The following is a 23,670-nucleotide window of genomic DNA, read 5'->3' as shown; positions in this document are numbered from 1 at the left end:
CACCATCGATCGGCCATGTTGGAGCCTGTATGAGTTTGTCCCGGCAATCCCGCACCACCCCAGCCGGGGAGAGCGATACTCCCTACCCAGTCGACCTCGGACCTCTGCAACAAGAGGGGCTGACTCCCGACCTGCTCGCGGCCCTCGAAGCGCTCTCCGCCGCGCTGACGGAAACGCGGTCAGCGAACCCCACGCCCTTGGCCGGCGCCTTGTCGAGGCTCACCGAGGCGGACGTGGAACACGCGCTCAACTCCACTCCTGTGCAGTGGCGCCGCAATCTGCTCAGTACGCTCCGCATTCCCATCGACGGCACCCGGGTCTACCGAGCGCTCTGTCATGACGTGCTGACGCGTATCCAGCGGGATCCGGAAGGTCCGCGAGCCCAGCAGGCAGCCCGCCATCTAACCCACCCTGTCTTCCATGACCTTGCACTGGCCTTCGAGCACACCAACGGCGTCGCGGAAGACGCATCGCGCCCCCTCACGCATCGTTGGAGCCCCGCCCTCCTGCGCCTGACCGCCTGGGCACAGCTCGGGGCGAGTGTGGACAGCGCTCACATCTGGTCGTGGGCACTCATCCAGCCCTGGATGACGGACACGGGTGTTCCGGTCGAGGGTGTCCTGGAGGCCGCGCAACTGGTGGTGGATCTGGCTCCTGATGCGACAGCCGAAGAGGACGAAGGGGAAGACATGCCGGATGAGGCCGACGGGCCGCCTCAGGTCGAAGTAGAGCTCGTCGCCGAGCGGCCTGACTCCGACCGGCTCGGCGCCGCCTTGCAGTCCGTCAAGGAAGCGCTGGAAGCAGCCGCCGAACCGGCTCGCCGTACGGCAGCGGCCATCGCCGCCGAGGCCCGCCCGGATGACGCCGATCTAAGCGCCCTGCGTAGCGTCACCGAGGCCTTCGACGCCGCGGCCCGCGGTCTACGGGCGCACGGAGCACAACCGGCAAAGGCAGACCTGGCCCATGTCCGGAAGGAAACCCGCGCGGCGCTGGACCGACTGTCCGCCGCGCCCCTGCGGGAGCGGCTCGCCCAGGTGGCACGGCTGGCATGCCGGCACGACGACGCAGCGCTCGCCCAGGACCTGGTGACCGCCCGGGAGCGCGCACGCGCCATTCGCGACGCCTCCGAGTGGGGTGCCGCGGACCTGGAAGACGCCGAGGCCCTCGACGCGTTGCTGACCATGGTGGAGCTGCACGCCGACGAGCACGACCCCGCTGAGGTCCTCGCCCTGCTCCCCACCGCGGTGAAGAGCCGGTGGCTGGCGTATCCTGCCGGAAACTACACGCAGCTCCTGTTCCGTCCCGCAGACGAGGAACCCGTCGAGGCCACCGTGCAAGGGGAGGAACCCGTCGAGGCCACCGTGCAAGGGGAGGAATCCGTCCCTGCGGAATCGGCCCCCGAGGCGCTCCCCACGGAAGCCGCGACCGCCGCCCTTCTGCCCCGGCCCACCCGCGGATCCGCGAAAGAGGCCACCGGTGACCACGACGAGGGCCGTCACCCGGCCACCGCAGCGAACGAGGCGGCGAGCGCCGTGGGCGCCACGGTTCCCGAGCCTCGGGCAGCGGAGGAACCGCCTGCCGTGAACGCTCCGGTCGTCCCGACGGCGGAGGGGGAACCTGATGCCGGCGCCGTAGAGCCGGAACCTGACCCGGTGCCCCCGGTGCCCGAGCCCTCGGCCGGCCCGGCGCCCGCGGCCTCCCCTCGTCCCGAGCACCCTGGGCGGTCGGCGGAGAACAGGCCCTCGGAATCCCACAAGTCTCTCGCCAAGCTCATCTCGGCCGAGCGCTACGGCCTGGCCGCCTCCCTCGCCGCCGGTCTCGGCGAACCGTCCCACCGCATCACCGCGCTGCAGCTCGCCGCCTGCGCCGAAGCCGTGCGCTCGGCGAGCAGCGAAAGCGCCACTCGCATGCGCACGCTGCTCGCTGGTCCTGACTTCGAGGAACTCACAGCCAGCCGTCCCGACGCCGCTCTCACGACCGCCGCGCTCCTGCGCACCGTGCTGGTCACTGGCGACTCCGAGGCCGGTGCCTCGCTCAGCCGGGTTGCCTCCGGACTGCCGCTGAGCCTGGCCCAGGTCGCGGACGAGGTCGCGCAGCGCGCGCTCAAGTCCCTGCTCCTGCACTCTCCGCCACTCGCCCTGGCCCGCGACACGGCCGAGCTGGAACGCGCTTTGGAGGATGCCCGGGAGGACTGCAAGCAGGCGCTCGACCAGGTCCCCAGCATCCGGTATACCCGAGCCCACAAGATCGTCCGCCGCTGGTGGAACCCGCAGAAGGGGCTCATCGGCTCGCTGCTGCGGCACGCGGTGGACGACGACAGGAGCGGTCTCGACGCGCTCTCCCGCACGGTGCGCGAGCTTCGCGAGCCGGCGGTCATCCAGTCCAAACTGGACCAGATCGACCGAGAGTTCATGTCTCCGGGAGCCCGCAGCCGCCTGGATGGTCCGGCCCGCCAGGATCTCTTGCGCCACACGGCGGACCGGCTCGCCTTGGTCGACAGGTGGATCCGGCAGGCCCAGGAGCTCGGCGCACGCGACACCAACTGGAGCGCTGACCAGGTACAGGAGATGCGTGCCCTGGTCCTCGGGCACCGCGAGGACGTCCTTCGTGACGTGCGCGAACAGGCGGTCACTGGTGACGGAGTCGCAGCGGCCACAATGGAGGCCACGGCTACGTCGCTCGCCCGGACCTTCGCCCTGTTGTCCGGTGAGGCGCAGCTGGAGGACACCGAGCTGACCACCGAACTCGCCTTGCACGCGGAACTCCTCAAGGTCCCCGGGGCCGTCGTCGACGCGACCGCTGGGGGCATCGCGGCCCCCGACGTGCCTGCCGCCGAGCTGGCTCGCGCGGGAGACCGCTCCTGGGAGGACGCCGTACGCGTCCAGGTGTCGAACGAGCACTTCGCCACGGCGCAGAAACTGCTCGACCTCTGGACGAAGCGGCAGCTCCCGGACCTCGGAGAGCACACCACTCCTCCGGAGAAACTGCAGTCCCTCGTCCTGGAGTCCGGCAAGCAGGTCGCCCACGAGCTGCGTGACACACGCCAGCGCCTTGAGGAGAACCTGCGGCGCGCCCGCGTCGATGGCGCCCTCACCGAAGAGCGGGAACGCACCTTCGAGCGCCGGGTCCAGGATGCGGTGCCCGCTCCCGACGGCGATCTCGCCCGCGTACGGCGCGACCTGGCAGCACTCTCCGGGGAACTGAACCGTGCGCACGCCACCCACGCCGCCGCGCTGCTCACGCGGCTCAACGAGATCGACGGACTCCATGCCGAGGACCGGGAGCGCGTCGAGCAGTTGATCAGCGCCCGCGATCTGCTCACCGCCGATGAGCTCATCTCCCACCTGGTGAACGGAGAAAGCATCCCGGACACCCAGGCGGCGGACCGGAGCCTGGCCGCCTTCTTCCCGGACGTTCCGAACGCCCTGCCCGGAATGGGCATCTCCAGCGAACTGATCAATGCAGTGCGGCAGCGGAGGCGCTTTGAGGATCTTGAAGCGCTCGACTACTCCGCCTTGTCACCCGAGATCGCCGAGCAGACGGCCCAAGGTCTCGCCGGGTGGGCAGACCTGGCCTCTCGGAAGGGAAGTCTCCGCACCCAGGGTGTCCGCGAGAGCGAGCTGCTGATGCCCGCTCTCCGCCTGATCGGCTACAGCAGCAAGAAGGGCCCGCAGCGGATCGAAAAGCCGCGGTCCGGCAGCTACCGCTTCCTCGATGTACCCGCGGTCGAGTACACCGGGTCGGCGCTGGTGCCCGCGTTCGGATCCGGACTGCGAGGCAGCCTCCGTGTGATGCTGGTGTGGGACAGGCCCTCGGCCGAGACCCTGATGTCCTGGATCCAGCAGGATCCGAACGACGACAGCCTGCTCGTCGCGTACTTCGGCACGCTGTCGGTGCGGAACCGCAGGGCCCTCGCGGCGCAGAGCGCCGGTGGGAGGCGAGCCATCGTCGTACTCGACGACTCGGCACTCGCCCATCTGGCCGCAATCGGCAATCAGCGTCTGGACTCGGCCATGCGCGTCCTGTTGCCCTTCTCGGCGGTCAATCCTTACGTCATGGGCAAGCGTGCTCCCGTGTCCGAGGAGATGTTCTTCGGCCGCCGTGACGAGCTCACCTCGGTGCAGCGGGCCACGGGCGACCAGGTGGTGTTCGGTGGGCGCGGACTCGGCAAGTCGGCCCTGCTGAAGGAGGCCGGACGGAAGTACGAGGCTCAAATCCCGGACTCCCGCTTCAGTTTGCTGCTGTCGCTGGACTCCACCTTCACCGGCACCAACGCGCCGTCCTCCACCGTCTGGGACCGCATCGGCCGACGCCTGCTGGAGCGTGAGGCGCTTGCCCTGCCTCGGAGGGTGAAGGCGGACTCCACCCTCGCCTACCAGCACGTGTTGGACGGCATCAAGACATGGCTCCGTGAGGACACCAAGCGGGGGTTGCTGATCATGCTCGACGAGGCCGACGGCTTCTTCGAGTCCGACTCTCCCCAGTTCACCGAGACCCGCCGGCTGCGCGACCTGGGCGCCGAGACGGAGGACCGGGTCAAGGTCGTGTTCGCGGGACTCCACTCGGTGCAGCGCTACGCGAAGATCGCCGTGAACAGCCCGTTCAGCCACCTCGCCCAGCGCCCCACGGTGATCGGACCGCTCCGTCCGCAGGATGCAGTGAATCTCCTCATCGCTCCGCTTGCCGTGCTGGGGTACGAGTTCGAAGAGCCCGCGCTGGTGCACCGCATCCTCGGGCACTGCTCGTACCAGCCGTTCCTTCTCCAGATGTTCGGCCACCGACTGGTGCAGACCATGCACTCCAAGCGGAGCGGCACTGCGTCTGGCCCGCCATACACCATCACGCGCGCCGACGTGGAGGCGGTCCAGTCGGACAAGGACCTGCGGGTGAGCATCACCGAGGCCTTCCATGACACGCTGCGGCTCGACTCCCGCTACAACGTGATCGCCAACGTGGTCGCCCACCACGCGCACCACTATGGCCTCGACGCCCGGCTGAGTCAGGTTCAGCTGCGGGAGGAGTGCACGTACTGGTGGCCGAAGGGCTTCGACAATCTGGACACCGACCAGTTCCGCGCCTACCTCTCCGAGATGGAAGGGCTCGGCGTGCTCGCGCCGGATCCCGACCATCGCGGCTGGCACCTGCGCAGCGCCAACGCACTGAGCATGATCGGCAACCTGGGGATGGTGGAGGCTGAGCTGGAGCAGGCCTCCAGCCGGAGGGTGGCGGAGGACTTCAGCAAGTTCGAAGCGCGGCACCGCTCACGCGACGGCCATTCCCACTCCCCCCTCACCGCCGATCAGATCGCGGACGTACTGCCTGGTCACGGTAATCAGGCTCGTTTGATCATCGGGACGATCGCCACCGGAATCGACCGGGTGAGCGCCGCCTTGCGAGACGTGGCCGAGACCACCGGCTGGGAGATGCCACAAGTATCGAAGCGCTCCGACTTCGATCGTGAACTCATGGGAGGCAAGGCCGGCCAGCAGCGGGTGGTCGTATCGGACCTCACGGTGAAGTCGCCGGGCGAGGAGGCGTGCAGGGAAACCTTGGAGATCGCCGTCCACCGCAACCCGGTCGAGTCCGGTGTCACCCGCTCGGCGGTCGTCATCGCGGGTCCCGACCAGCGGTCCCTGTGGTCACTCGCCCTGGCTGGAGGCCAGGTCGAAGGCCTTGAGATCGAGGCGCTCCCCTTGCGCCGGTACACACCGGACGGCCTTCGCTCCTGGGCCCAGGAACAGGAGGGAGTGCCGTTCTCCTCTGAGTCGCAGTTGCAGGACCTCCGGGACACCACCGGTGGCTGGCCTCTGCTGGTCGACCGGCTCGCGGCCACCCTTAAGTTGGAGCCGAACGGGGGCAAGGCGCTGCGGCAGGCAACGGCCGCTCTGGACAGCGGCGACGGTGCGAACGAGTTCCTGAGACAGGCCGGGCTGACCTCCAAGACGCCTCAGTGGATCGCCTACCGCGCGGTTCTGGTGTTCATGACCGATGACGGCATGATCATCGACGACCTCCGGGCGGCCATCGAGGCTGACACGGACGGTGATCAATTGGACGCGGCCGACGCCCTCCGCATCCTGCGCGCCATGCAGGTCTTCGATGTGGACACCGCAGGCAAGCACCGCCTTGAGCCGGTCCTTCGTGCGTGTTGGAACCGGGTTCACGCCGGCTAACAGAGCAACGACAAGAAGTGCGGGCTGCCGAGATGGTGGGTGTGCGGCAGCCCGCACCCTGTCCCGCGTGAAAATTCCGGTTCGGGCTGTTGACCAGGTCGTTTGTATGGGTGCGGTTAGGCTGCTTGCTGGTACCCGTTGATGGCCGCCGAGTAGTTGGGTGCGGCGGATGCGGCCTCCCCATGGGATGGCGGGTGCCCTCTGGCCGGTCTCCACGGTGCGGGGAGGTCGTTGGTGGAGGGATTGGTGTAAGCGTCCAGGACGACGTGTAGGTGCCGCTCGTTCATGATCAGGATCCGGTCCGTGCACTCGCGGGGGGCGGTGCCGACCCAGCGTTCCGCGAAGGCGTTCGCCTTCGGCGATCTCGGCGGTGGGAGAAGGACCTGCACGCCTGCGCCGGCGAGGACGGCGTCGAAGGCGTCGGAGAACTTCCCGTCCCGGTCGCGCAGGGAGAACCGGAAGGGACGCGATGAGCTGCCGGCCGGTGCGCCGCCCGATGTGCGCACCCGCAGCTCACCTCCCGCTACCGGGCGATGTATCCGCGCCTGATGGAGATACCGCGCAACGTGCACGGCACCTACTTCGGCCGTCTCGTGGCCTACCCCGGAGCCGGCAACAAGCCCGAGCCGGTCGACCAACTCGCCCGCGTCATCGACCGGCTGGAAAAGCTCAGCAAGTCCGCGAAGTGGAACGCGATCTACGAAGCCGGTGTCGCCCACGTCACCGACACCGACCCGTATCAGGAGGTGGAGGAGGAAGTGCCGGCCGCGGGCGACGCGGCGGGAGTCGAAGCGGTGATCCGGGTCGCCGCCCTGGACACCCAGACCCTTGACTTCCCCTGCCTGAGCCACTGCTCGTTCCAGCTCGACTCCGCCACCAACACCGTGCACCTGGCCGCCTACTACCGCAGCCACTACATGTTCGACCGCGCCTACGGCAACTACCTCGCGCTCGGCCACCTGCTCGCCTGGGTCGCCACCCAGGCCGGGCTCACCCCCGGCTCCCTGACTGTCATGGCCGGATGCGCCCGCCTGGGCTGCACCAAAGCCGAACTCGCATCCCTGCAACACACCACCACCGCACCGCTTTTCGGCATCGGCGCTTGATCCAAGGCACGCCGCCGGCCGGCCCTCCACACCCCCATCGGCCAGGCCGGTCAGGTCTGGAGACCCCACTTCGGCGGGAACCACGCCGTCATGGGAGCAGCATCCAGGCGGTATGCCTGCTTGATGCGGCTGCGGCCGCTGACACCGGCGATGTCCGGATGCGCGACGCGCGCGTACTTGTCGACCTCGCAGAACAGGTTCTGGCAGTCGATCAGCTGCAGCGGCCTGCCCTTCAGGCCGCCGAAGGACAGTCCCAGCCGGGCAAAATGCTCGCCCTGGGTGTCGGCCATGTAGCGGATGATCTCGGCCTCGACGCCGTCGGCAGCGCGGCCGAAGCATTTGCGGATACCGTCACGGGCACCAGGGCCGGGCACGACGAAGTCCCCTTCCGGGAAAGGCATCTGCGCGGCGTAGTTGAGGTCGATCAGGTACTGGTAGGCCAAGAACGGGCCGATCGCCGGATAGCCGAGCAGCACCTCGTAGGCGTCGCGCATCGTCGGCGCGTCCAGAATACGGCCGGGCGCGCCGGAGGTCATCATCATCTCCAGCAGCCGCAGGTGGTTGCGGTGCTTGCGGTCCTCGCCCAGCTGCGGCGGGGGCACGATGTAGGCGGCCGAGTACAGCCGCTCGCCCTTGGCGAACGCCGCGGACAGCACCTCGTCGAAAGCACGGTAGTCGTAGGTGTCCCACCGCACCTCCCCCAGCGCGCCGGTAAGCAGCTGCCAGGTGGATGCCTTATTGAAGATCTTGAACAGCAGAGTCCGGAAGAAAGCCTCCTCCCAGTCCTGCGACCCGCGGTAGACCACCTCACCGATCAGCACCTGGCTGACGCGGTCGGCGGCACGATAGCAGTTGGTGAACCGGTGCCGGCTCAGGATCGGGTCGTCGGTCCACGGCTGCGGACGCCCCGCCAGGCGCGCCTCGTACACCGCCTGGCGGGCTGCGGCGAACCGCCAATAGGTGTCGAACACCGCAGAGGGCCGCAGCGTCCGCCCCGCCACCTGCACCGTCACCGGCTCAGCCGTAATGCTCCGGAAGCCTGACGGTCTTGCAGCAGCGTCACCATACACTCAATATATATTCGTTATACGCGGCGAGTGTCACCGAGGGGGAAGCCGCCAGGAGACACGCCGCACCACCTCCGTCATGTGGCCCGCCGACGTCGACGCCAGACTCAACGTCCTCGTCCGCGCCGCGGCCGCGGCCGGTGAACGCACCTCCCGGGCCGAACTGCTGGCCGCACTGGTCACCGCCACCGACATCGACCCGGACCGCCTCGCCGAACTGCTGCACGACTACCGGCGGCTGCCGGCAGACGCACTCGCCGCCGACGAGCAGCACCACGACCTCCCGGCGGTGCGCACGCCAGGGCCGCGCCGCACGCCGTCCTAACGGAGCAGGCGCACAGGAGGTCACCCTCTCCCGCCCTCTCGGTGCAGATGCACCTAACACACCCTTCGGCAACATGCTCGAACGCGGTCCCCTGGCCCCGGCCTCTCCCACCTCGCTCCAGGGCCCGGCTGCCGGACGAACGCCGGTCGGCCGGTCGCTTCTACCGCGCGCAGTAGACACGCAGAGTGGGGTGGCAAACGAACGCCCCCGCGTGTCGGCGCCCTCTGTCGGCCCGGCGCGCGGCATCGCGTCTGCTCCCCCGTCTGCGCGCCGTACTGGTCCCTGGGCTGAACGCTCAGCGGATCCAGCGGCTGGGCGCCCGCTGGCACAGCGCGCTCCACTGGGGCGTGCGTCGTCGAGTCGGTCACGCGAGGCAGCCCCCGGATCCATCGAACCGTCCGGGGGTTGCACGGTCATGGGGTCAGTGCCGGTGCCGGAGCCACACGAGGATCACGCCGACAGCGAGCGTCCCCATGTGGTACCCGGATCCGTACGCGGCCCGGTGGAGCGCGCGCAGCGTGAGTCCTCGCTGGTAGTGGGCGATCCAGTACCGCACCGCGGCAGCGGGCCGGTCAGCCAGAGGCCGGTCGGCTGCCCGGGCCGGTGCAGCTCGATCCCCCGCTCGGTGCGTCGGCGGATGCGCAGACCGTGGAGTCCGTGGACCTCGCCGCGGCCCGTCGCGCTTCGTGGTTCCCAGCAGGGCAGCAGGCCGGTCAGGAGGTTGTCGGCGCGCTTGTCGCCCTCGATGTACAGGCGGAGGCCGGCCGGGTGGGTTCGGCGTACTCGATGCCGAGGGGTACTCGGTGAAGACCGCGTGGGTCTGGAGCACCCAGTACATGGCCTCGGCCTGGAGGAGGAGCTGTGCGCGTTCCGTCGGCGCTGGGATGATCGGCGCGTCCGGCGCGAGGGCGGCGGCGCCCCGGCAGGCGACCTGCCGGGGTGCGCCGGTGTACCGGGCGTATTGGCAGGCTCGGCGGCTGATCTGATCCGACATCGAGGCACCCTTCACTCAGTCCCGTCGGCCCGCGGAACGTGAGGAACAGGCAGCGCATGTCGCGTAAGTGAGCTGGACTGTGGTGGTCGAGGCCGAGCCTCTTCGCCTCCGTCTGGAGCCCGCTGGGCCGAGGGCTCGCGGAGGAACAGCAGACTGATGCCGCGCCCGTGACCTTAGCGGACGAAGCCGCCCTGGGCAGTGAGGTGCGCCGTCCCCATCACGAGCGGGACGGCGCGGCGGTACGCGGTGTCCTACGCTGATCGTCATGATCCGAGCTGTGGTGTTTGACGTCGGTGAGTGCCTGGTGAACGAGACCCGGGAGTATGGCACCTGGGCGGACTGGCTGGGGGTGCCCCGGCACACGTTCGCGGCGATGTTCGGGGCCGTGATCGCTCAGGGCCGGGACTACCGCGAGACATTCCAGGTCTTCCGCCCCGGCTTCGACCTCTACGAGGAGCGGGAGAAGCGGGCCCAGGCCGGACAGCCGGAGCACTTCGACGACGGCGACCTGTATTGCGATGTGCGTCCGTCGCTCAGGGCGTTGCGCGACGCTGGTCTATGGGTGGGCATCGCGGGCAATCAGACGATGCGGGCCGGCGGCATTCTGCGCTCGCTCGATCTTCCGGCCGACTTCATCGCCACGTCCGATGATTGGGGCGTCTCCAAACCGGACCCGGCGTTCTTCTCCCACGTGGCAGATGCCGCTCCGTGCGCGGCGGAGGAGATCCTGTATGTGGGTGACCGGCTGGACAACGACATCCGGCCGGCGGCCAAGGTGGGCATGGCGACGGCGCTGATCCGGCGCGGACCGTGGGCCACGATCCAGTGGGACGACCCGGAGGCCGTCACTGTCGCGACCTTGCGGCTGCACAGCCTTGCCGAGCTTCCGGGCCGGGTCGCCGAACTCAACGCTGGAGAGCACTGACGGTCGTCCCCCACCCGTACATTTGGTCGTCCAGGTCACGGACCCATGGTTCGTTCCGCCAGGGGTGCAGCCGCTTGCGGACATCGCGGATGCGGTCCATGCCTGCTGCGTACCACGTGACCCGGAGCTGGTCGAGCGCTTCGCCCGCCCAATGGCAGGCTGCCTCCGGCTTGTCGTCCGCAGCCTCAACGGCGGCCAAGTCGCCAAGGATGACCGTGCGCTGTTTGCCGTCGCCGGCGGGCAGGTGGTCCAGTACTTCGCGCAGCGTTTCGCGGGCCTGGGCGATGTGCCCGGCGGCGAGTTGCGTGTTTCCCTTGAATGCGGCGAGGCGGATCGGGGTGAACCAGTCCATCCACACCGGGCACGGCTCGTCGGGGCCTTCGGCAAGCACGTCCTCGGCGTGGGAGATCAGGCGAAGTGCCGCGCGGGTGTCGCCGCAACGGGTCATGCACTCGGCCTCGACGGCGTCGAGCCACGCCAGCATCATCGCAGGCGCGTTCCCCCGGCGGGCGTATGCACGGGCGGCCGACATCCGTTCCTCGGCATCCTCCTTGCGTCCGGCCCAACCCGGAATGAAGGCGGTGTGGGCCAGGATCGCCGCGCCGAGTAGGGCGTCATCGGCTTCCCCGGCGGCCTGGAGGGCACGGACGAAAGCGTTGCCTGCGGCCCCGGGCTGCTGGAGGTCGAAGAAGTCGATGCGCCCGGCCAGTAGGTAGGACTCGGCGAGAGCGGCGGCGAGCGTCGTCCGGCAACGGCCGGTCGTCTCCCCGATCAGGGCTGTTCCCAAGCGGGTGTGTTCTACCACGGTGGCATGAAGCTGGGAGGGCTGGACGGACCAGTAGAGCCGTCGGTGGGCGGCGGTGACCGCAGCGAAAACGGCACCCACGGAGGCTGGTTGCGTGGCGTTTCCGGTGATGGGCAGGGGCCCGGCGGCCGGCCCGATTGCGGGCGCTGCTGCCGATGTAGTGGTTCGCCGACCGGGGCCTTCCTGCTGCGAGCTCGCCCTTCCCCAAGGCGCGGTGAAGCCGAGGTCTTCCATGGGCTGGCCCAGTAGGTGAGTCAGTACCCGCTGAAAGTCCGGCTGCGGCCAGGGTGGATTCGCCGACTCCCATCGACGCACCTGACGCACGCTGATCTGCAACGACCTGATGCCGAGCTGCGGTGCCGCATGGCGGATCGCCTCCGCCAACGCTTCCTGGGACGCATATCCCGCTGCCTGGCGGGCTGCCTTGAGTCGAGCGTTCCCTACGGGCCTGGCCACTGACTTCCTCACAGCTCCTGGTGGGTCCTGATCACTCCGGCCCACGGTAGCTTCAAAGGACCGCTTTGGGGACCCCTGTCCCGATGGTAGCCCTTTTAGGTCCTCCAGAAGTCCTATTTCAGTCCCTTGAGCGACCTTCTTCAGGACGTTCTTTGGCCCCATCATGTCTAGGGCCAAGGGAAAGCAAGAGGTCTCGGGGGGATGGTCATGGGCGACGCGGTGGCGCCGGGTGCAAATGCGGAGGGTGAGCCTAAGGGAACCCCGTACTCCCCAGCGGTGGGCGCTGTCTCGGTGGACGCCAAGCGCAACCGTGTCGGGCGGGTCATGGGACGGACGGAAACGCGCGTGTGGCTCAGACCAATTGGCGGCGGGCGTGAGTGGGTCGCGGTCCTGGCTGACCTCCGCCCTGCGAGCGACAAGGAATCGCTCAGCGCGCGCGTGGCCGGCGCCAATGCCAGGAGCCGAGGGGAAGTCCTATGACGGTGCGGTCGGTGATCAAGCGGGCTCCATGGAGGTTCCACGGGGAAACGGGTGAGGGCTCGCCGGATGCGATCTTCACCATCGAGTGCATGACGTGTCATGAGGAGTCGGAGCCCGTGGACAACGACGGCCGTGTGCCTCAGGAGTGGGCGATGCAGCACACCGGTCGCAATACGGATCACCGGTTGTTCAAGCTGCACACCGAGACCTATTGGCGCGTGGATCCCGCCTCGGGAAATCCGCTGTGCGAGGAGGATGGCTGTCCCACTCCGTGATCAAGACTTCCGTCTGCGCTGCTGGTCATCATCAGCCGGGGCAGGACGGAGAAGGTCCCACGTGGGCAGCGGGAACCAAGACGCGTGCGCAGGGCAGTGGCATTCCTCCGGAGGCCTCACCAAGGTCCGTCGACTTCTCGATCACGGGGTGGCTCTGGAATGGTGGCAGATGGAGGAGGTGCACCAGAGGCATGGCAGGCAGCCACGGCGAACTGAATCACAGGCTCCTCACGCCGCCCAGACGACTGCCGTACCGCAGCGGAGCACAGCAACCACCGCGACCGCAGCCGACCGTCATCGACCTCAGCAACACGGCTGACCAGCCGGGCAGACCTGCGCCCCGCCCGTAGTTCGCATCGGGGGGGTCAGGGACGGGGCCCGAGGTACCGTGAGTGGCATGTCCACTGAACCCGTGCCCGAGTGTCCGGTGTGCGGCACGGCGTTGACCTCCGGCGGGCTCGTGCTCGGTCGGCGGGAGGACGACCGCAAACGCACGTGCCGGTCCCTCTGGCGGTGTGCGGCGTCGCATCTGTGGTGGCAGTGGGCCGACCGGCCTTGGGAGGCGTTGGAGTCCTGTCCCTATCCCGATCTCTTCGCGCGCTGACCTGGATGGCTGACAGGATGACGGACAGCCACGGCGACAGACGGACGATGGCGGCCAGCCTCCCGCTGGACAGGCTCGTCCCAGGTGGGCATGCGCCCCGGATCGAACTTGTAAAGCGGTGGTCCGTGAGTGAGCCGCCTCCTACGCGAAGTGCTCGACGGTCGGCAAGAGATCGCGAACCGCGTGTTCCGCCAAGGCGAGGATCAGGCCCGGAAGTCGACGAAGCGGGCCGGTTCGGTGAGGACCTGGGCAGCGTGATCGAGGTCGGCGAGGCGGGCGGCGAGGGTCGCCTCGGCGAGGCGTTGTGGCAGGGCGGCGCTGAATTTGAGGCCGTTCAGGGCGCGGGGGTCGACCTCGGGGAGGCAGAGACGGTCGGCGGCGTCCACCGTGGCCTCCTTCCACATCTGCGCAGTGAGGTCCGAGCGCAGCCGCACGTACAGATCGTCGCCGCGCTGGAGGGGGTCGGCGATGCCGGCGAGGGTGGCGGCCAGGGTGAGGTTGGTGCGGTGGCCGGCCCAGGTCCACCACTGCAGGTCCTTGCCTGCACCGTCGCGGATGATCAGGTTGCCGCCGGGGTGGACGGTCTCTGCGCTCTCCTCGCGCAGCTGTGCCAGGGCGCCTTCCGCGCGCTTGGTGAGGGCGACCGGCGGGGTCTGGCCGAGGAGGACCTCGCGGGCGGCCCGGGCCAGGTCGAAGGAGGCCATGGGCAGTCCGCCGCTGTTCCACTTGGCCTTGCCGCCGCCGTCGACGGGTTCCACGAAGCAGCGTTTGCGGTGCCAGTCGATGTAGGTGACCTGCCAGCTGCGTCCGGCGAGCAGCAGGCGTCGCGGTCCGGCGCATTGCTCGGTGAGGAGGGTGGGGTCGGTCCTGCCGATTTCGGTGCGGCCGTTGAGGACGGTGAACTCGGGGGCGGCGGTGAAGACGGCTGTGAGGTTCATGAAGTGCCGGTGTCCGAAGCGGCGTTCGGCCTCGGGGCCGATGAACAGCATTCCGCCGTCCTGGTCGAGGTAGCCCTCGCGGACCAGGTGGCGCACGATGGGTGCGGCTGCTGGGCCGAACGGGCCGAGGCCGCCCCACCACTCGTGCCAGAGGTTGTCGCCGATGCGGTGTTCTTGCAGGCACAGGGCGAGGATCTGCTGGGCGGCGATGTGACGTGGTTCGGGTGGGGGGAGGACGGGTTCGACCCAGCCTCTTGACCACTGGAGCAGCAGGGCGGCGGCGGAGAGCAGGCCGCCGTCGTCCAGGGTGAGGAAGAGGCAGTTGCGGGTGGAGTTGGGTCGTCGTCCGGTGCGTCCGATGCGTTGGAGGAAGGATGCGACGGTGTGGGGTGCGTCGATTTGGATGACGCGGTCGAGGTCTCCGACGTCGATGCCGAGTTCGAGGGTGCTGGTGGAGACGATGACGCAGTCGCGGGCGTCGGCGAAGGCTTGCTCTGCGCGGCGGCGCTCGTCCACGGACAGGGAGGCGTGGGAGAGGAAGGTGGTGATGCCTTTGGCGCGCAGGGTCTCGCCGAGTTCCTCGACGTGGCGTCGGGATTCGCAGAAGACCAGGCGTTTTTCGCCTCGGTGGAGGGCGGCGATGACGGTGGCGGCGTTGCTGAGTGAGCCGACGTAGTCCAGTTGTACATCGCCGGGCGGCGGTGCCGAGGCGGCGCCTGGGGGCGTGTGGGCGGGTTTGCGTAGGTGCGGGGCGATGACGCGTGCGGGGCGCGTTCCGGCGGCTGATCCCTGCAGCCAGTGCAGGAGTTCCTCGGGGTTGCCGACGGTTGCGGACAGTCCGATGCGCTGCAGGGGGCGTCCGGCGACGCGCTGCAGGCGTTCCAGGACGGCCAGGAGGTGCCAGCCGCGGTCGTCGCCGGCGAAGGCGTGGACTTCGTCCACGACGATGGCGCGCAGGCCGCCGAAGAACGCATGGTGGTCGACGTTGACGCTCACCAGCATGGATTCCAGCGACTCGGGCGTGGTCAGCAGGACGTCCGGGCGCCGGCGCAGGATGGCTTTGCGTTGGGGCTGGGAGATGTCGCCGTGCCACAGTGCGGCGGTGCGCCCGAGCCAGGAGGTGTAGGTCTCCAGACGGGGCAGCAGGTTGTTCAGGAGAGCTTTGAGGGGGCACACGTAGAGCACGGATGTGCCCGTCCAGTGCTCGGCGGCCATCTTGGACAGCAGGGGAAACGCGGCGGCTTCGGTCTTGCCGGCCGCGGTGGGGGCGAGCAGCACGGTGTCGGTTCCGGACAGCAGCGGGTCGATGGCCTCCTGCTGGAGCGGGCGGAGCGTCTTCCAGCCGAGGGTGTTGACGATGTGGTGCAGCAGTACGGTGTCCAGTCGCTCCAGCGGGTCCTCCGAGACGGTGTCGCTCACGTCAGGTCCAGGTCGATGTCGTCGGCGCTGGATGCGGCGGCGTTGCGTTCGACGTCGCTGAGCTCGGCGGATGAGACGGTGAGGGCGTAGTGCTTGCGCGGGTCGAAGTCCTCGAACTCATCGACGCGGTCCAGGACGTCGGCCACGAGCTTGCGCAGGAACAGCCGGGGTGCGACGCCGACGTTGCCGCCGAGTCCGCCGGTGACGGCGGTGGCGAGCTGGGCGAGGTACTGGTCGTCCACGGCGCGGGCGATCCGCTCGGGGTGGGTGGCCTGGCCGGCGTAGAGGTCGCGGATGTTGCGGCCGAGCTCGCCGAGTCGGGCCAGGTCGAAGCCGGCCAGGCGCAGCTGCACGGCGCGCGGTGAGTCGAAGCGCGGGTCGGTGGAGAAGTCAGTCGCCAGGCGCTGCGCGAGCGGGGGCAGTCGCTGGACGCCTTGCTGGCCGTCGAAGAAGGCGGGGGTGCCGGTGATGACGAGGAACAGGCCGGGGAAGCGTCCGGCGTCGATCTCGTCCAGGAGTTGCCGCAGCGCGTTGAGGCCCTTTTCTCGGACGTCGCCGCGCACCCGTTGCAGGGTTTCGATTTCGTCCAGGACTATGAGCAGTCCTGGCTGGCCGCAGTCGCGGAGGACTGCCAGCAGGCCCTGCAGGAAGCCGAGGGCGGCGAAGTGGTCCAGGTCGCCGCGCACTCCGGCGGAGCGGCGGGCGGCTGCGGCGACGGACTTTTGGCCGCCGAGCCAGGCGATGAGTGCTTCGGCGGTGGGTGCGTCGCCTGCGGCGTGCGCGCGGTGGTAGCCGCGCAGGGCGGCGGCGAAGGCGGGGGTGGTGCGGGCGACGTCGGCGAGGCGCTGTTCCATGAGGGTGTCCACGGCGGTGGCGAGCGCTTCGGCGTCGTCCTGGTCGGTTTGGCCTGCGTCGAGGACTTCTTCTTCGAGGGTGAAGAACCAGGAGTCGATGACGGCGCGCAGTGCGCTGGGGGGGTGGGTGGCGGTGGTGAGGCGTTCGGTGAGGCGGCGGTAGAGGGTCTCCAGTTTGTGCAGGGGTGTCTCGGTCTCGGAGATCTGGATTTCGGCGGTGGCCAGTCCGGCTCGTTTGGCGCGTTCGGCGAGCCAGCGGGCGAAGAAGGTTTTGCCGGAGCCGTACTCGCCGCGGATGGCGTGGAAGGCGGCGCCGCCGCGGGCGGCGGTGGCCAGGTCGTCGTCCAGGGCGGCGGAGAAGCGGTCCAGGCCGACGGCGAACAGGTCCAGGCCCGAGTGCGGTACGGTGCCGCGCCGCAGCGCGTCCACGACTTCGCGGCGGCGGGCTGCGCTGACTGCAGAGACCGTGCTCATCTACGCTGTCACTCCGAACTGGTCTTTCAGTAGTGCGATGTCGAGTCTGACGCGGGCGCCGGCGTCGATGAGGCCGAGGACGGGGTAGCCCTCGACGTTGAGCAGTCGCTGCAGGGCCGCGACGAAGAATTCCGCGTTGCGCGGGGCGCGGCCGCCGGAGGAGGCGGCGGCTGCGCTGACGGCGGCGAGCGAGAGCGTACCGTCTGCTTCGGCGAGGTGGTCGATGACGGCGGCGACGGCCTTCTTCTCGGGGCCCTTGCGGACGAACTGCTTTTGTGCCGCGTAGACGCCGGTGTCCACGACCTTCGCGCCGAGGGTCAGGGGCGAGGCCGGTGCGGGGGCTGCCCCGGGGACCTGGAACAGCAGGTCGTCGGCTGCCGGTTTGGTCTTCTTCTTGTTCGTGGGGGTCTTGGCAGGGGGGACCGCGGCGGCGTTCGCGCCGGTGCGGGACGCGTCGTGCCACCACGGCGGGGTGACGGCCTCCGGGGACAGCACCGACCAGCCGGGCGGCAGGATCTCGGCCGAGGGCAGCAGCACCAGGACCGGGACGGTCATCTCGGCCAGGGCCGCGCCGCCGTGGTAGCCGGCTTTGCGGGGGGTGTAGCGCTGGTCCTCGCGCCACAGCGCGGTGAGCGTGCCGCCGCCCTCCAGCACGCGCGGGCCGGCCAGCTGGATCTCGTCCTCCCCGCTCTGCTCCCCCGGTCGGCCGATGCGCCAGCGGGCGGACTCCACGCCCTGCGCGGGCAGCGGCCCCTCCAGGGTGCGGTCCAGGACGTGGCCGTGGTCGGCGACCAGCACCACCGGGCGGCCCTGGCCGCGGGCTGCGTCCAGCAGCTCGGACAGGTAGCGCACGCTGCTGGCCGTCCAGTGGCCTCTGGAGCTTTCCTGGCCGTGGTCGAGAGCGTCGTCGATGGTGTTGAGGACCACGCCGACCACGCCGTCCCCGGCGATGGCTGCGATGACCTCGGGGGCGAGGCGGTGTCCGGCCGGGCCGGGCAGCTCCGCCTTGTGGAACAGCACCGCCTCGTGCCGCCGCTTCCGCCAAAAAGCGGCGAAGCCGTCCTTCTCCACACTCTGACCGCCCCTCACCAGGGCGCCGGTGAGGAGGGTGGCGCGGCTGACGGTGGTGACCGAGGGTATCGCGGCGACGGCGGCGGCCCGCCGGCCCGGCTCGGGTGCGGCCTCGGTCCAGCGCGGGGCGCCCAGTTCCTCGCCGAGCTGGGCGGCGACCGCGCTGCTCATGCCGTCCAGGAGCAGGATCAGCGGGGGCCGCTGCGCGGCGAGCGGCACGGCGATGCGCCGCAGCACGTCCTCCACGAGCAGCGCCCCCTCAGGTGCGGTGCTGGTGGCGTGCTGCGTCCAGGTGGCCAGGGCCTGGGCGAAGTCGCGGTCCAGGTGGTCACGGCGGGCCCGGGCGGCGTCGTGGACGATGCGGTAGGCCTCGTTGACGTGCGGGTCGGCGGCGCCGTCCCCGGCCCACAGCCGGTTCAGGGCGCGGTCGGCCCAGCCCCAGTCGCCGAGGTGGGCGTGGACGGCGGCGTTGACCGCGCCGGAGCCGGCCGCGATGCCGGCCTGGCCGGTGGTCAGCCAGCGTTGCAGGCGCACGGCCATCTCGGCGAGCTGCACCTGCTCGGGGAAGAGCAGATCGGCCAGGTGATGGCCCCGCAGCTGGTGCAAGGCCGCCTCGGCAGCCGCCACGGCCCGCTGGCCGGGCCGCGGCGTGAGAGTGGCAGCCAGTGCCCGCAGCCGGGCGCGGAAGCCGGAGGGAAGAAAGACGCTGTCGGCCAGGGCCTCACGCAGACCCGCCCGATCGGCCAGGCCGTCGGCCTGCTCCAAAACCTGAAGGACACCGGTGCGCGCCTCGGCGCTGCGCGGCCCACCTGCCGTGGCCTGGGTGATCCAGCGGGCGAGGACGCCCTCCACGGCGCGGGTGTAGTGGCGCAGCTCGTCGGGGCGGAAGGGGACGGAGCCGAACAGCGCTCCAACGGCCAGGGCCGCGTCCGGGGTGGCCCGCGGCCCGGTGAGGACGGCGGCCACGACGCCCAGCGCCATCGCGTCGCCGCCGCGCCCGGCCTGCGCCAGGGCCAGCAGCAGCGGCGCGGAGTCACCGACCGCCCGCTCCAGCCAGCCCGTCAGCCCCGCTCGCTCCTCCATCTGCAGCTCGGTGAAACGGGCCGGGCCACCGGGGGTGCGGGACCAGGTGAGCAAGGCCTCCACGTCCAGTGGCACCGCGTCGGTGGACACGCCGTCGCCCAGGCCGATCCGGGCATGGACCAGGGCGTGCATGGCGGCATCCAGGGTCAACACGGAGCCCACGGGGAGCCAGCCGCCGGCAGGCTCAGCGGCGAGCAGCGCGTCGGCGAGCCAGGGTTCGCGGCGGATGCGAGGGTCGACGTCCACCGCGCCGAACCGCTGCTTGACGATCTCAACGCGGTCCACGGTGAGCAGGGAGCGGCCGATGGCCTCCCCGCGCAGGTCCAGCGGCATCGGGCGGGTATCGGGAGCGTCCGTGGTGACCACGAGGACGTCGCCACCGCCGGCGGCGTCGGCGTGCCGGGCGAGATGGTTCTGCCAGGCGTCCACGATGCCCAGCACCGAGGACTGGTGGCTGACATGAATCCGGCGCTGCTGCGGCTCACCGTCCGCCGCCCGATCTTGGGCGAGGCGGGTGGTGAACTCCGCCGGGGCGCCTTCGCGGTAGCGGCCGCTAACCAGCACCAGGCGGCAGCCCTTGGCGTGCGGGAGGGCGGTCCACAGGAGGGCTTCGACGGCGCGCTGGTCGATCTCGGGGACAGCGGTACCGCTGGTGGCCTGGGTCATGACGCACCGCCTTCCAGTTCCTGCCAGCCGATCTCGATCTCGGTGCCGGGCTTCGCGGCGGCGTGAGCGCGGATCTGCTGGGTGAGTTCAGCCAGGACCTGGGCGAGGTCGGGGTCCAGGCTGCCTGGGCTGGTCGCGAGGATCAGGCGGCGGCGCCGGGCCGCGGGTACAGCAGGAGCAGCGGGTGCGTCGGCGGGCGCGGCGGGAGCTGCGGGTTCGGCGGGAGCTGCGGGCGTGGCGGGGTCCGCCTGCGGCTGAGCGGGCAGCGGGGGGTGGCCGTGAACGGTCAGGCTGACCTGGTCCGCGCCCCTCGGGCCCGGGACGGGAGCAGCAGCCGGTGCCGGGGCGGGTGCGGCGGGTGCCGGCGCGGCGAGGGCGTTGAGCCGCCCGGACTCGCTGATGATGTCCACAGCGCGGCTCTCGGCCGCATTCAGCACCGCAGCCAACTCCCGGTCACGCTCCACCGCGGCGGCCGCCTCGGCGATCTCCGCGAGCAGCCGCTGCGCCCGGTCCGCGAGACCGTCGCCCCGGCCGGTGAGGCCGCGCACGCTGCCCAGCAGCTGCCACTTGACGCGGTCCAGAGCGTCCAGCGTGGCATGCGCCGAGGACATCGCCTTCGCCAGTGCGTCATCGGACGTGGCGTAGGCGAGCGCGGACAGCTCCCGCACGAGCGCGGTCGCGTCCTTGTGCCGGACCAGACGGGCGATCAGGTCGGCGGCGTCGTGCACCGAGATCTCGCGGGCGCTCTGCTCCTGCGTCACGCCGAGTGCGGTGCGGTGGTTGGCCAGGGAGCGCCGCAGCCCGTTGACGGCCGGCTCCCAGCCCTGCGCCCTGGCGCGGACCTTCGCCGCGAGGTCGTTGACGTTGCGGGCGTAGCGCACCCGCGGCACGCTCTCCCCGAACAGTGCGGCTGCGCGCCCGTGCGCGGCGGTGAACTCCTCCTCGCTGGGCAGCTCCTGCGCGCGCAGCGCCCACCCGGGGCCGATGCGCTCCAGGTCCGGGGCCGCAGCCGAGGAGCCGTTGAAGACCCAGGAGCGGTCCGCGACCAGCGCGTACACGGCGATCAGCAGGCTGCTGACCGCCTTGTCCAGTCCACTCCAGCCCAGCTCGGCGATCCAGCGGCGGATGTCCTCGACCTCGTAGTCGCCGGTGACGCCCTGCGCGGTGGCGTGCTGCTCGATGCGGCGGCGCCACTCGGTGCCGACGTTCAGCGGCCCGTCGTGGACCTCCCCCAGCTCCAGGGGGTGCACGATCCGCTTGACCAGCCCGAGCTGCTTGCTGTCGACGACGACCCGGCGCGACCCGTCCTCCATGGCTCGCGCGATCCAGCCGTAGACGCTCTTCAGCTCCCCGGGGGTGACAGCTTTACGGGTCTCCTGCGGGTCGAAGTCCGGGTGCTTGGGGTAGAGCGCGGCGAACAGCCCGTCGGCGAGCTTGGCCAGGTTGTAGTCGAAGGGCGCGCCGCCCTGCAGCTGCGGGGTGTGCCCCGGGTAGAGGCAGTAGACGTGCAGCCCGTCGGGGGTCTCCGCGCCGACGTTGGTCTCATCCACGCTCGCGATCCCGTACAGCTGCCGCAGCACGTCGGTGAGCTGGCTGGTGAGAGTCTCCCGCTGGGCCTCCATCTGGTGCTTGACCCGTATCTGGTCGTCAGAGGGCAGATGCGCGGCGTAGTTGGCCAGCCGGTCCCGCTCCAACAGGTACTGGATCTTCAGCAGCCGGCCGAGCTGCGCCGAGCGCTGCGGGGAGAAGAAGAACGGCAGCCACACGATCGTGGGAGCCTCGAAACCCTCCTGCCGCAGCCGCTGGATGCGCGCGGTGTCATCGCTGGGATGCCCCTCGGACTCATCGAAGGGGTAGTCGACCACGAAGCGGACACGGCCTGGAACGCTGGGCGAGAACTGCATCGTCGGCATCGTCGCCGGTTCCTTGACGTTCTCAAAGACGAACTCCGCGGTGCGCCTGGTGCCCCGCCACACCACCTCGTGCTCGCACACGAACGCGCCCGTGTCACGCACGCCCAGCGCCTGCCACAGCCGCTCCTTGACCCAGATGCGACGCTGCCCGACGTTGTCCTTCTCCCCCACCGCATCCAGGATCGGCTCCACGTCCAGGTCGGACAGGTGCAGGGTGAACACCGGGTCGGCGTCGTTGCCGTCGCTGCGCAGCTCACCGGGGAACTCCGCCTGCAACTCCCGCAGCCGCCGCACCGCCAGCTCCCCCGGCGTCACCGCGCGCGAGCGCAGCGAGCCGTGGTTCAGCGCGGCCAGGCGCCCGCCGGTCAGGCGAGCCAGAGCGGGGACCTCCGGCGCGAGGAAGCCCAGCAGGAGAGTCTTCACAAAACGGTCATCCGCGCGGTAGCCGGCCTCCTCCGTGGAGCCGTACTTCTGCAGGAGGTACGCCTGGACCTTGGTGTGGAAGCGGATCGCGGCCTCGGACTGGGCACGCAGCCGGTCAGTGAACGCCTCCCCCATACCGTCCGCCAACACATCCCACAGGTCACCGAGGGGGATCAGGTCGCCGAGCTTCATGTCGCCGCGGCGGCGGTAGAGCATCTCCTGGATCAGCTTCAAACCGGTCCGCTCACGCTGCAGCGCACCGGACAGAGCAACCAGGGTGTTGAGCAGGACCGGCGAGAGCGGGTACAGCTCCTTGAAGTCCGCCCAGTCCGCACCGGTCGCCCCCGCCGCATCCAGCAGCACCCCCCGCACAGCAGCGTCGGAGGACTCGACGCCGGCGAAGGCACTGCGCAGCGCGGCGCGGGCCGCGTCGTCCCTCGGCTGGAGAACACGCTCCTTGATGATCGCAGGGAGGTTGCGGTCCTCCAGGCTGACGACATCGAAGCGCCCGGCGAGGTAGCCGACCTGCTGCTCGAGGTTCTTCACATCCGCGCCGACCACATCAGAGCCGACGAGCTGGGACAGGTCACGCTGCCGGGAGATGAACGACACGATCGGCACCGGCCGGTCGGTGTCACCCGACTCAATCAGCTTCACCAGCTTGCTGACCTCGTCGTTGACCATCGCCTTCTCGGTGAGGTGCGCCTGCAGCCACAAAATCAACTCGTCCAGGAAGAGCACCAGCCCGTCGTAGCCGAGGCTCTGCGCGTGGCGGCTGATGACGGCGAGGCCGTTCTCCAGCGGTAGGAACGCGTTCTTGTCGCCCTGCGCGCCGCGGGCGTAGGCCGACATGGGGCCGGAGTCCGAGATCAGCGCGGATATCAGCGCGTTGCGCAGATCGCTGCCGGCGGCTGCGGCGAAGGCGGCGTCCAGGCTTGCGGAGGTCCAACCGGAGGCGGGGGCGGCGAGCGCGTCCAGGTCTTCCAGGTCGTCGCCGGCCTCGACGTTGCTCTGGGCGGAGGCCGGTCCGGAAGGGTCGCCGAGCCACTGGATGAACTTCGCGTCGTCCGCGAGGAAGTCGCGCTGCCGGCGGGCGTCCGCGAGGGCTGCGTCCGCGCGGTAGACCGGCGGCACCGGCGCGCCCGGGTGCAGCCGCCGGACGGTCGCCACATAGCCGCCGAGCAGTGCCGAATCGAGCGACGCCGCGCCGACAAGGTGGTACGGCACCATCAGGAACCGCTTCCTCGTCCCCTCCTGAACCAGCCAGTCGGCGTGCTCCGCGATAACCGCCTGCAGGCGCGGCTTGTCACGGGCCACTGCCCCACTGTCGTTGAGGACCGCGTGCAGGACGGTCAGGAAGTGACTCTTGCCGGAACCGAAGGAACCGTGCAGGTACGCGGCGTGGGAGGCATTGTCGCGGACCGCCGCCTTGACGATACCCAAGGACTTGCGGAACGCCTGCTCGAGCTGGTCGGTGACGACGTACTCGCGAACCCGCTGCCCGGACTCGCCGAAGCCGCCCGACAACTCGACCTTGAAGTCACCCGCAAGGACGGACTCGGGCAGATTGAGAACGTCCTTCAGGTAGAGGGCGTCACTGGAAGAACTCATGGGCGGTG

At 70.0% G+C, this 23,670-nt stretch carries 14 protein-coding genes; 6 read left to right on the top strand and 8 right to left on the bottom strand.

Going from position 1 to position 23,670, the window contains the following annotated elements; genetic code table 11:
• The first annotated feature begins 29 nt into the window (after positions 1-29).
• The gene (locus FCI23_RS34865; protein ID WP_136728171.1) at positions 30-6,173 is read left to right on the top strand and encodes an AAA family ATPase; all 6,144 of its coding nucleotides are present in this window, start codon (positions 30-32) and stop codon (positions 6,171-6,173) included.
• Positions 6,174-6,289: 116 nt separating this feature from the next.
• Here the strand turns inward: FCI23_RS34865 and FCI23_RS58510 are convergent, their stop codons facing one another.
• Positions 6,290-6,679: an integrase core domain-containing protein gene (locus FCI23_RS58510; protein ID WP_211265576.1), complete on the bottom strand. Its 390-nt coding sequence runs from the start codon at positions 6,677-6,679 to the stop codon at positions 6,290-6,292.
• Between the two features lie 42 nt (positions 6,680-6,721).
• Here FCI23_RS58510 and FCI23_RS34855 point away from each other — a divergent pair, with 42 nt between their 5' ends.
• A complete protein-coding gene (locus tag FCI23_RS34855) occupies positions 6,722-7,279 on the top strand; it encodes a hypothetical protein (protein ID WP_136728170.1) in 558 nt (185 codons plus the stop codon).
• Positions 7,280-7,329: 50 nt separating this feature from the next.
• Here the strand turns inward: FCI23_RS34855 and FCI23_RS34850 are convergent, their stop codons facing one another.
• Positions 7,330-8,292, bottom strand: coding sequence for a nucleotide kinase domain-containing protein (locus FCI23_RS34850; RefSeq protein ID WP_246144358.1), 963 nt, complete (start codon positions 8,290-8,292; stop codon positions 7,330-7,332).
• A gap of 133 nt (positions 8,293-8,425) precedes the next feature.
• Here FCI23_RS34850 and FCI23_RS34845 point away from each other — a divergent pair, with 133 nt between their 5' ends.
• Positions 8,426-8,671, top strand: coding sequence for a hypothetical protein (locus FCI23_RS34845; RefSeq protein ID WP_136728169.1), 246 nt, complete (start codon positions 8,426-8,428; stop codon positions 8,669-8,671).
• 421 nt (positions 8,672-9,092) lie between these two features.
• On the opposite strand, the gene FCI23_RS62560 is transcribed toward FCI23_RS34845, so the two are convergent.
• Complete coding sequence (locus FCI23_RS62560; RefSeq protein ID WP_265737790.1) at positions 9,093-9,227, bottom strand: hypothetical protein; 135 nt, start codon at positions 9,225-9,227, stop codon at positions 9,093-9,095.
• Positions 9,228-9,930: 703 nt separating this feature from the next.
• Here FCI23_RS62560 and FCI23_RS34840 point away from each other — a divergent pair.
• Entirely contained in the window at positions 9,931-10,590 is a 660-nt protein-coding gene (locus FCI23_RS34840; protein WP_136728168.1) for an HAD family hydrolase, read from the top strand.
• Here the strand turns inward: FCI23_RS34840 and FCI23_RS34835 are convergent.
• Entirely contained in the window at positions 10,571-11,851 is a 1,281-nt protein-coding gene (locus FCI23_RS34835) for a transcriptional regulator (protein ID WP_136728184.1), read from the bottom strand. The genes FCI23_RS34840 and FCI23_RS34835 overlap by 20 nt on opposite strands.
• 476 nt (positions 11,852-12,327) lie before the next feature.
• On the opposite strand from FCI23_RS34835, the gene FCI23_RS64655 reads away from it, so the two are divergent.
• The gene (locus FCI23_RS64655) at positions 12,328-12,606 is read left to right on the top strand and encodes a DUF7848 domain-containing protein (protein WP_456318851.1); all 279 of its coding nucleotides are present in this window, start codon (positions 12,328-12,330) and stop codon (positions 12,604-12,606) included.
• 397 nt (positions 12,607-13,003) lie between these two features.
• Entirely contained in the window at positions 13,004-13,210 is a 207-nt protein-coding gene (locus FCI23_RS34825) for a dehydrogenase (protein WP_136728167.1), read from the top strand.
• A gap of 203 nt (positions 13,211-13,413) precedes the next feature.
• Here FCI23_RS34825 and FCI23_RS34820 read toward each other — a convergent pair whose 3' ends face one another.
• Genes FCI23_RS34820 through FCI23_RS62555 form a run of 4 tightly spaced genes read right to left on the bottom strand, consistent with a single transcriptional unit; the run spans position 13,414 to position 23,662 of the window.
• Positions 13,414-15,567, bottom strand: coding sequence for a DEAD/DEAH box helicase (locus tag FCI23_RS34820; protein WP_211265575.1), 2,154 nt, complete (start codon positions 15,565-15,567; stop codon positions 13,414-13,416).
• On the bottom strand, positions 15,564-16,895 hold the full coding sequence (gene brxD, locus FCI23_RS34815) for a BREX system ATP-binding protein BrxD (protein ID WP_136728166.1): 1,332 nt from the start codon (positions 16,893-16,895) through the stop codon (positions 15,564-15,566). The genes FCI23_RS34820 and brxD overlap by 4 nt, the downstream gene beginning before the upstream one ends.
• A complete protein-coding gene (gene pglZ / locus FCI23_RS34810; RefSeq protein WP_136728165.1) occupies positions 16,896-19,715 on the bottom strand; it encodes a BREX-2 system phosphatase PglZ in 2,820 nt (939 codons plus the stop codon).
• The gene (locus FCI23_RS62555; protein ID WP_136728164.1) at positions 19,712-23,662 is read right to left on the bottom strand and encodes a PglY protein; all 3,951 of its coding nucleotides are present in this window, start codon (positions 23,660-23,662) and stop codon (positions 19,712-19,714) included. Before FCI23_RS62555 ends, pglZ begins: the two co-directional genes overlap by 4 nt.
• Between the last annotated feature and the right edge of the window lie 8 nt (positions 23,663-23,670).

Source organism: Actinacidiphila oryziradicis, assembly GCF_005047355.1.
Lineage (GTDB): Bacteria > Actinomycetota > Actinomycetes > Streptomycetales > Streptomycetaceae > Actinacidiphila > Actinacidiphila oryziradicis.
Note: the sequence above shows the minus strand (reverse complement) of the source record. Positions and strands in the feature narration are given on the sequence as shown.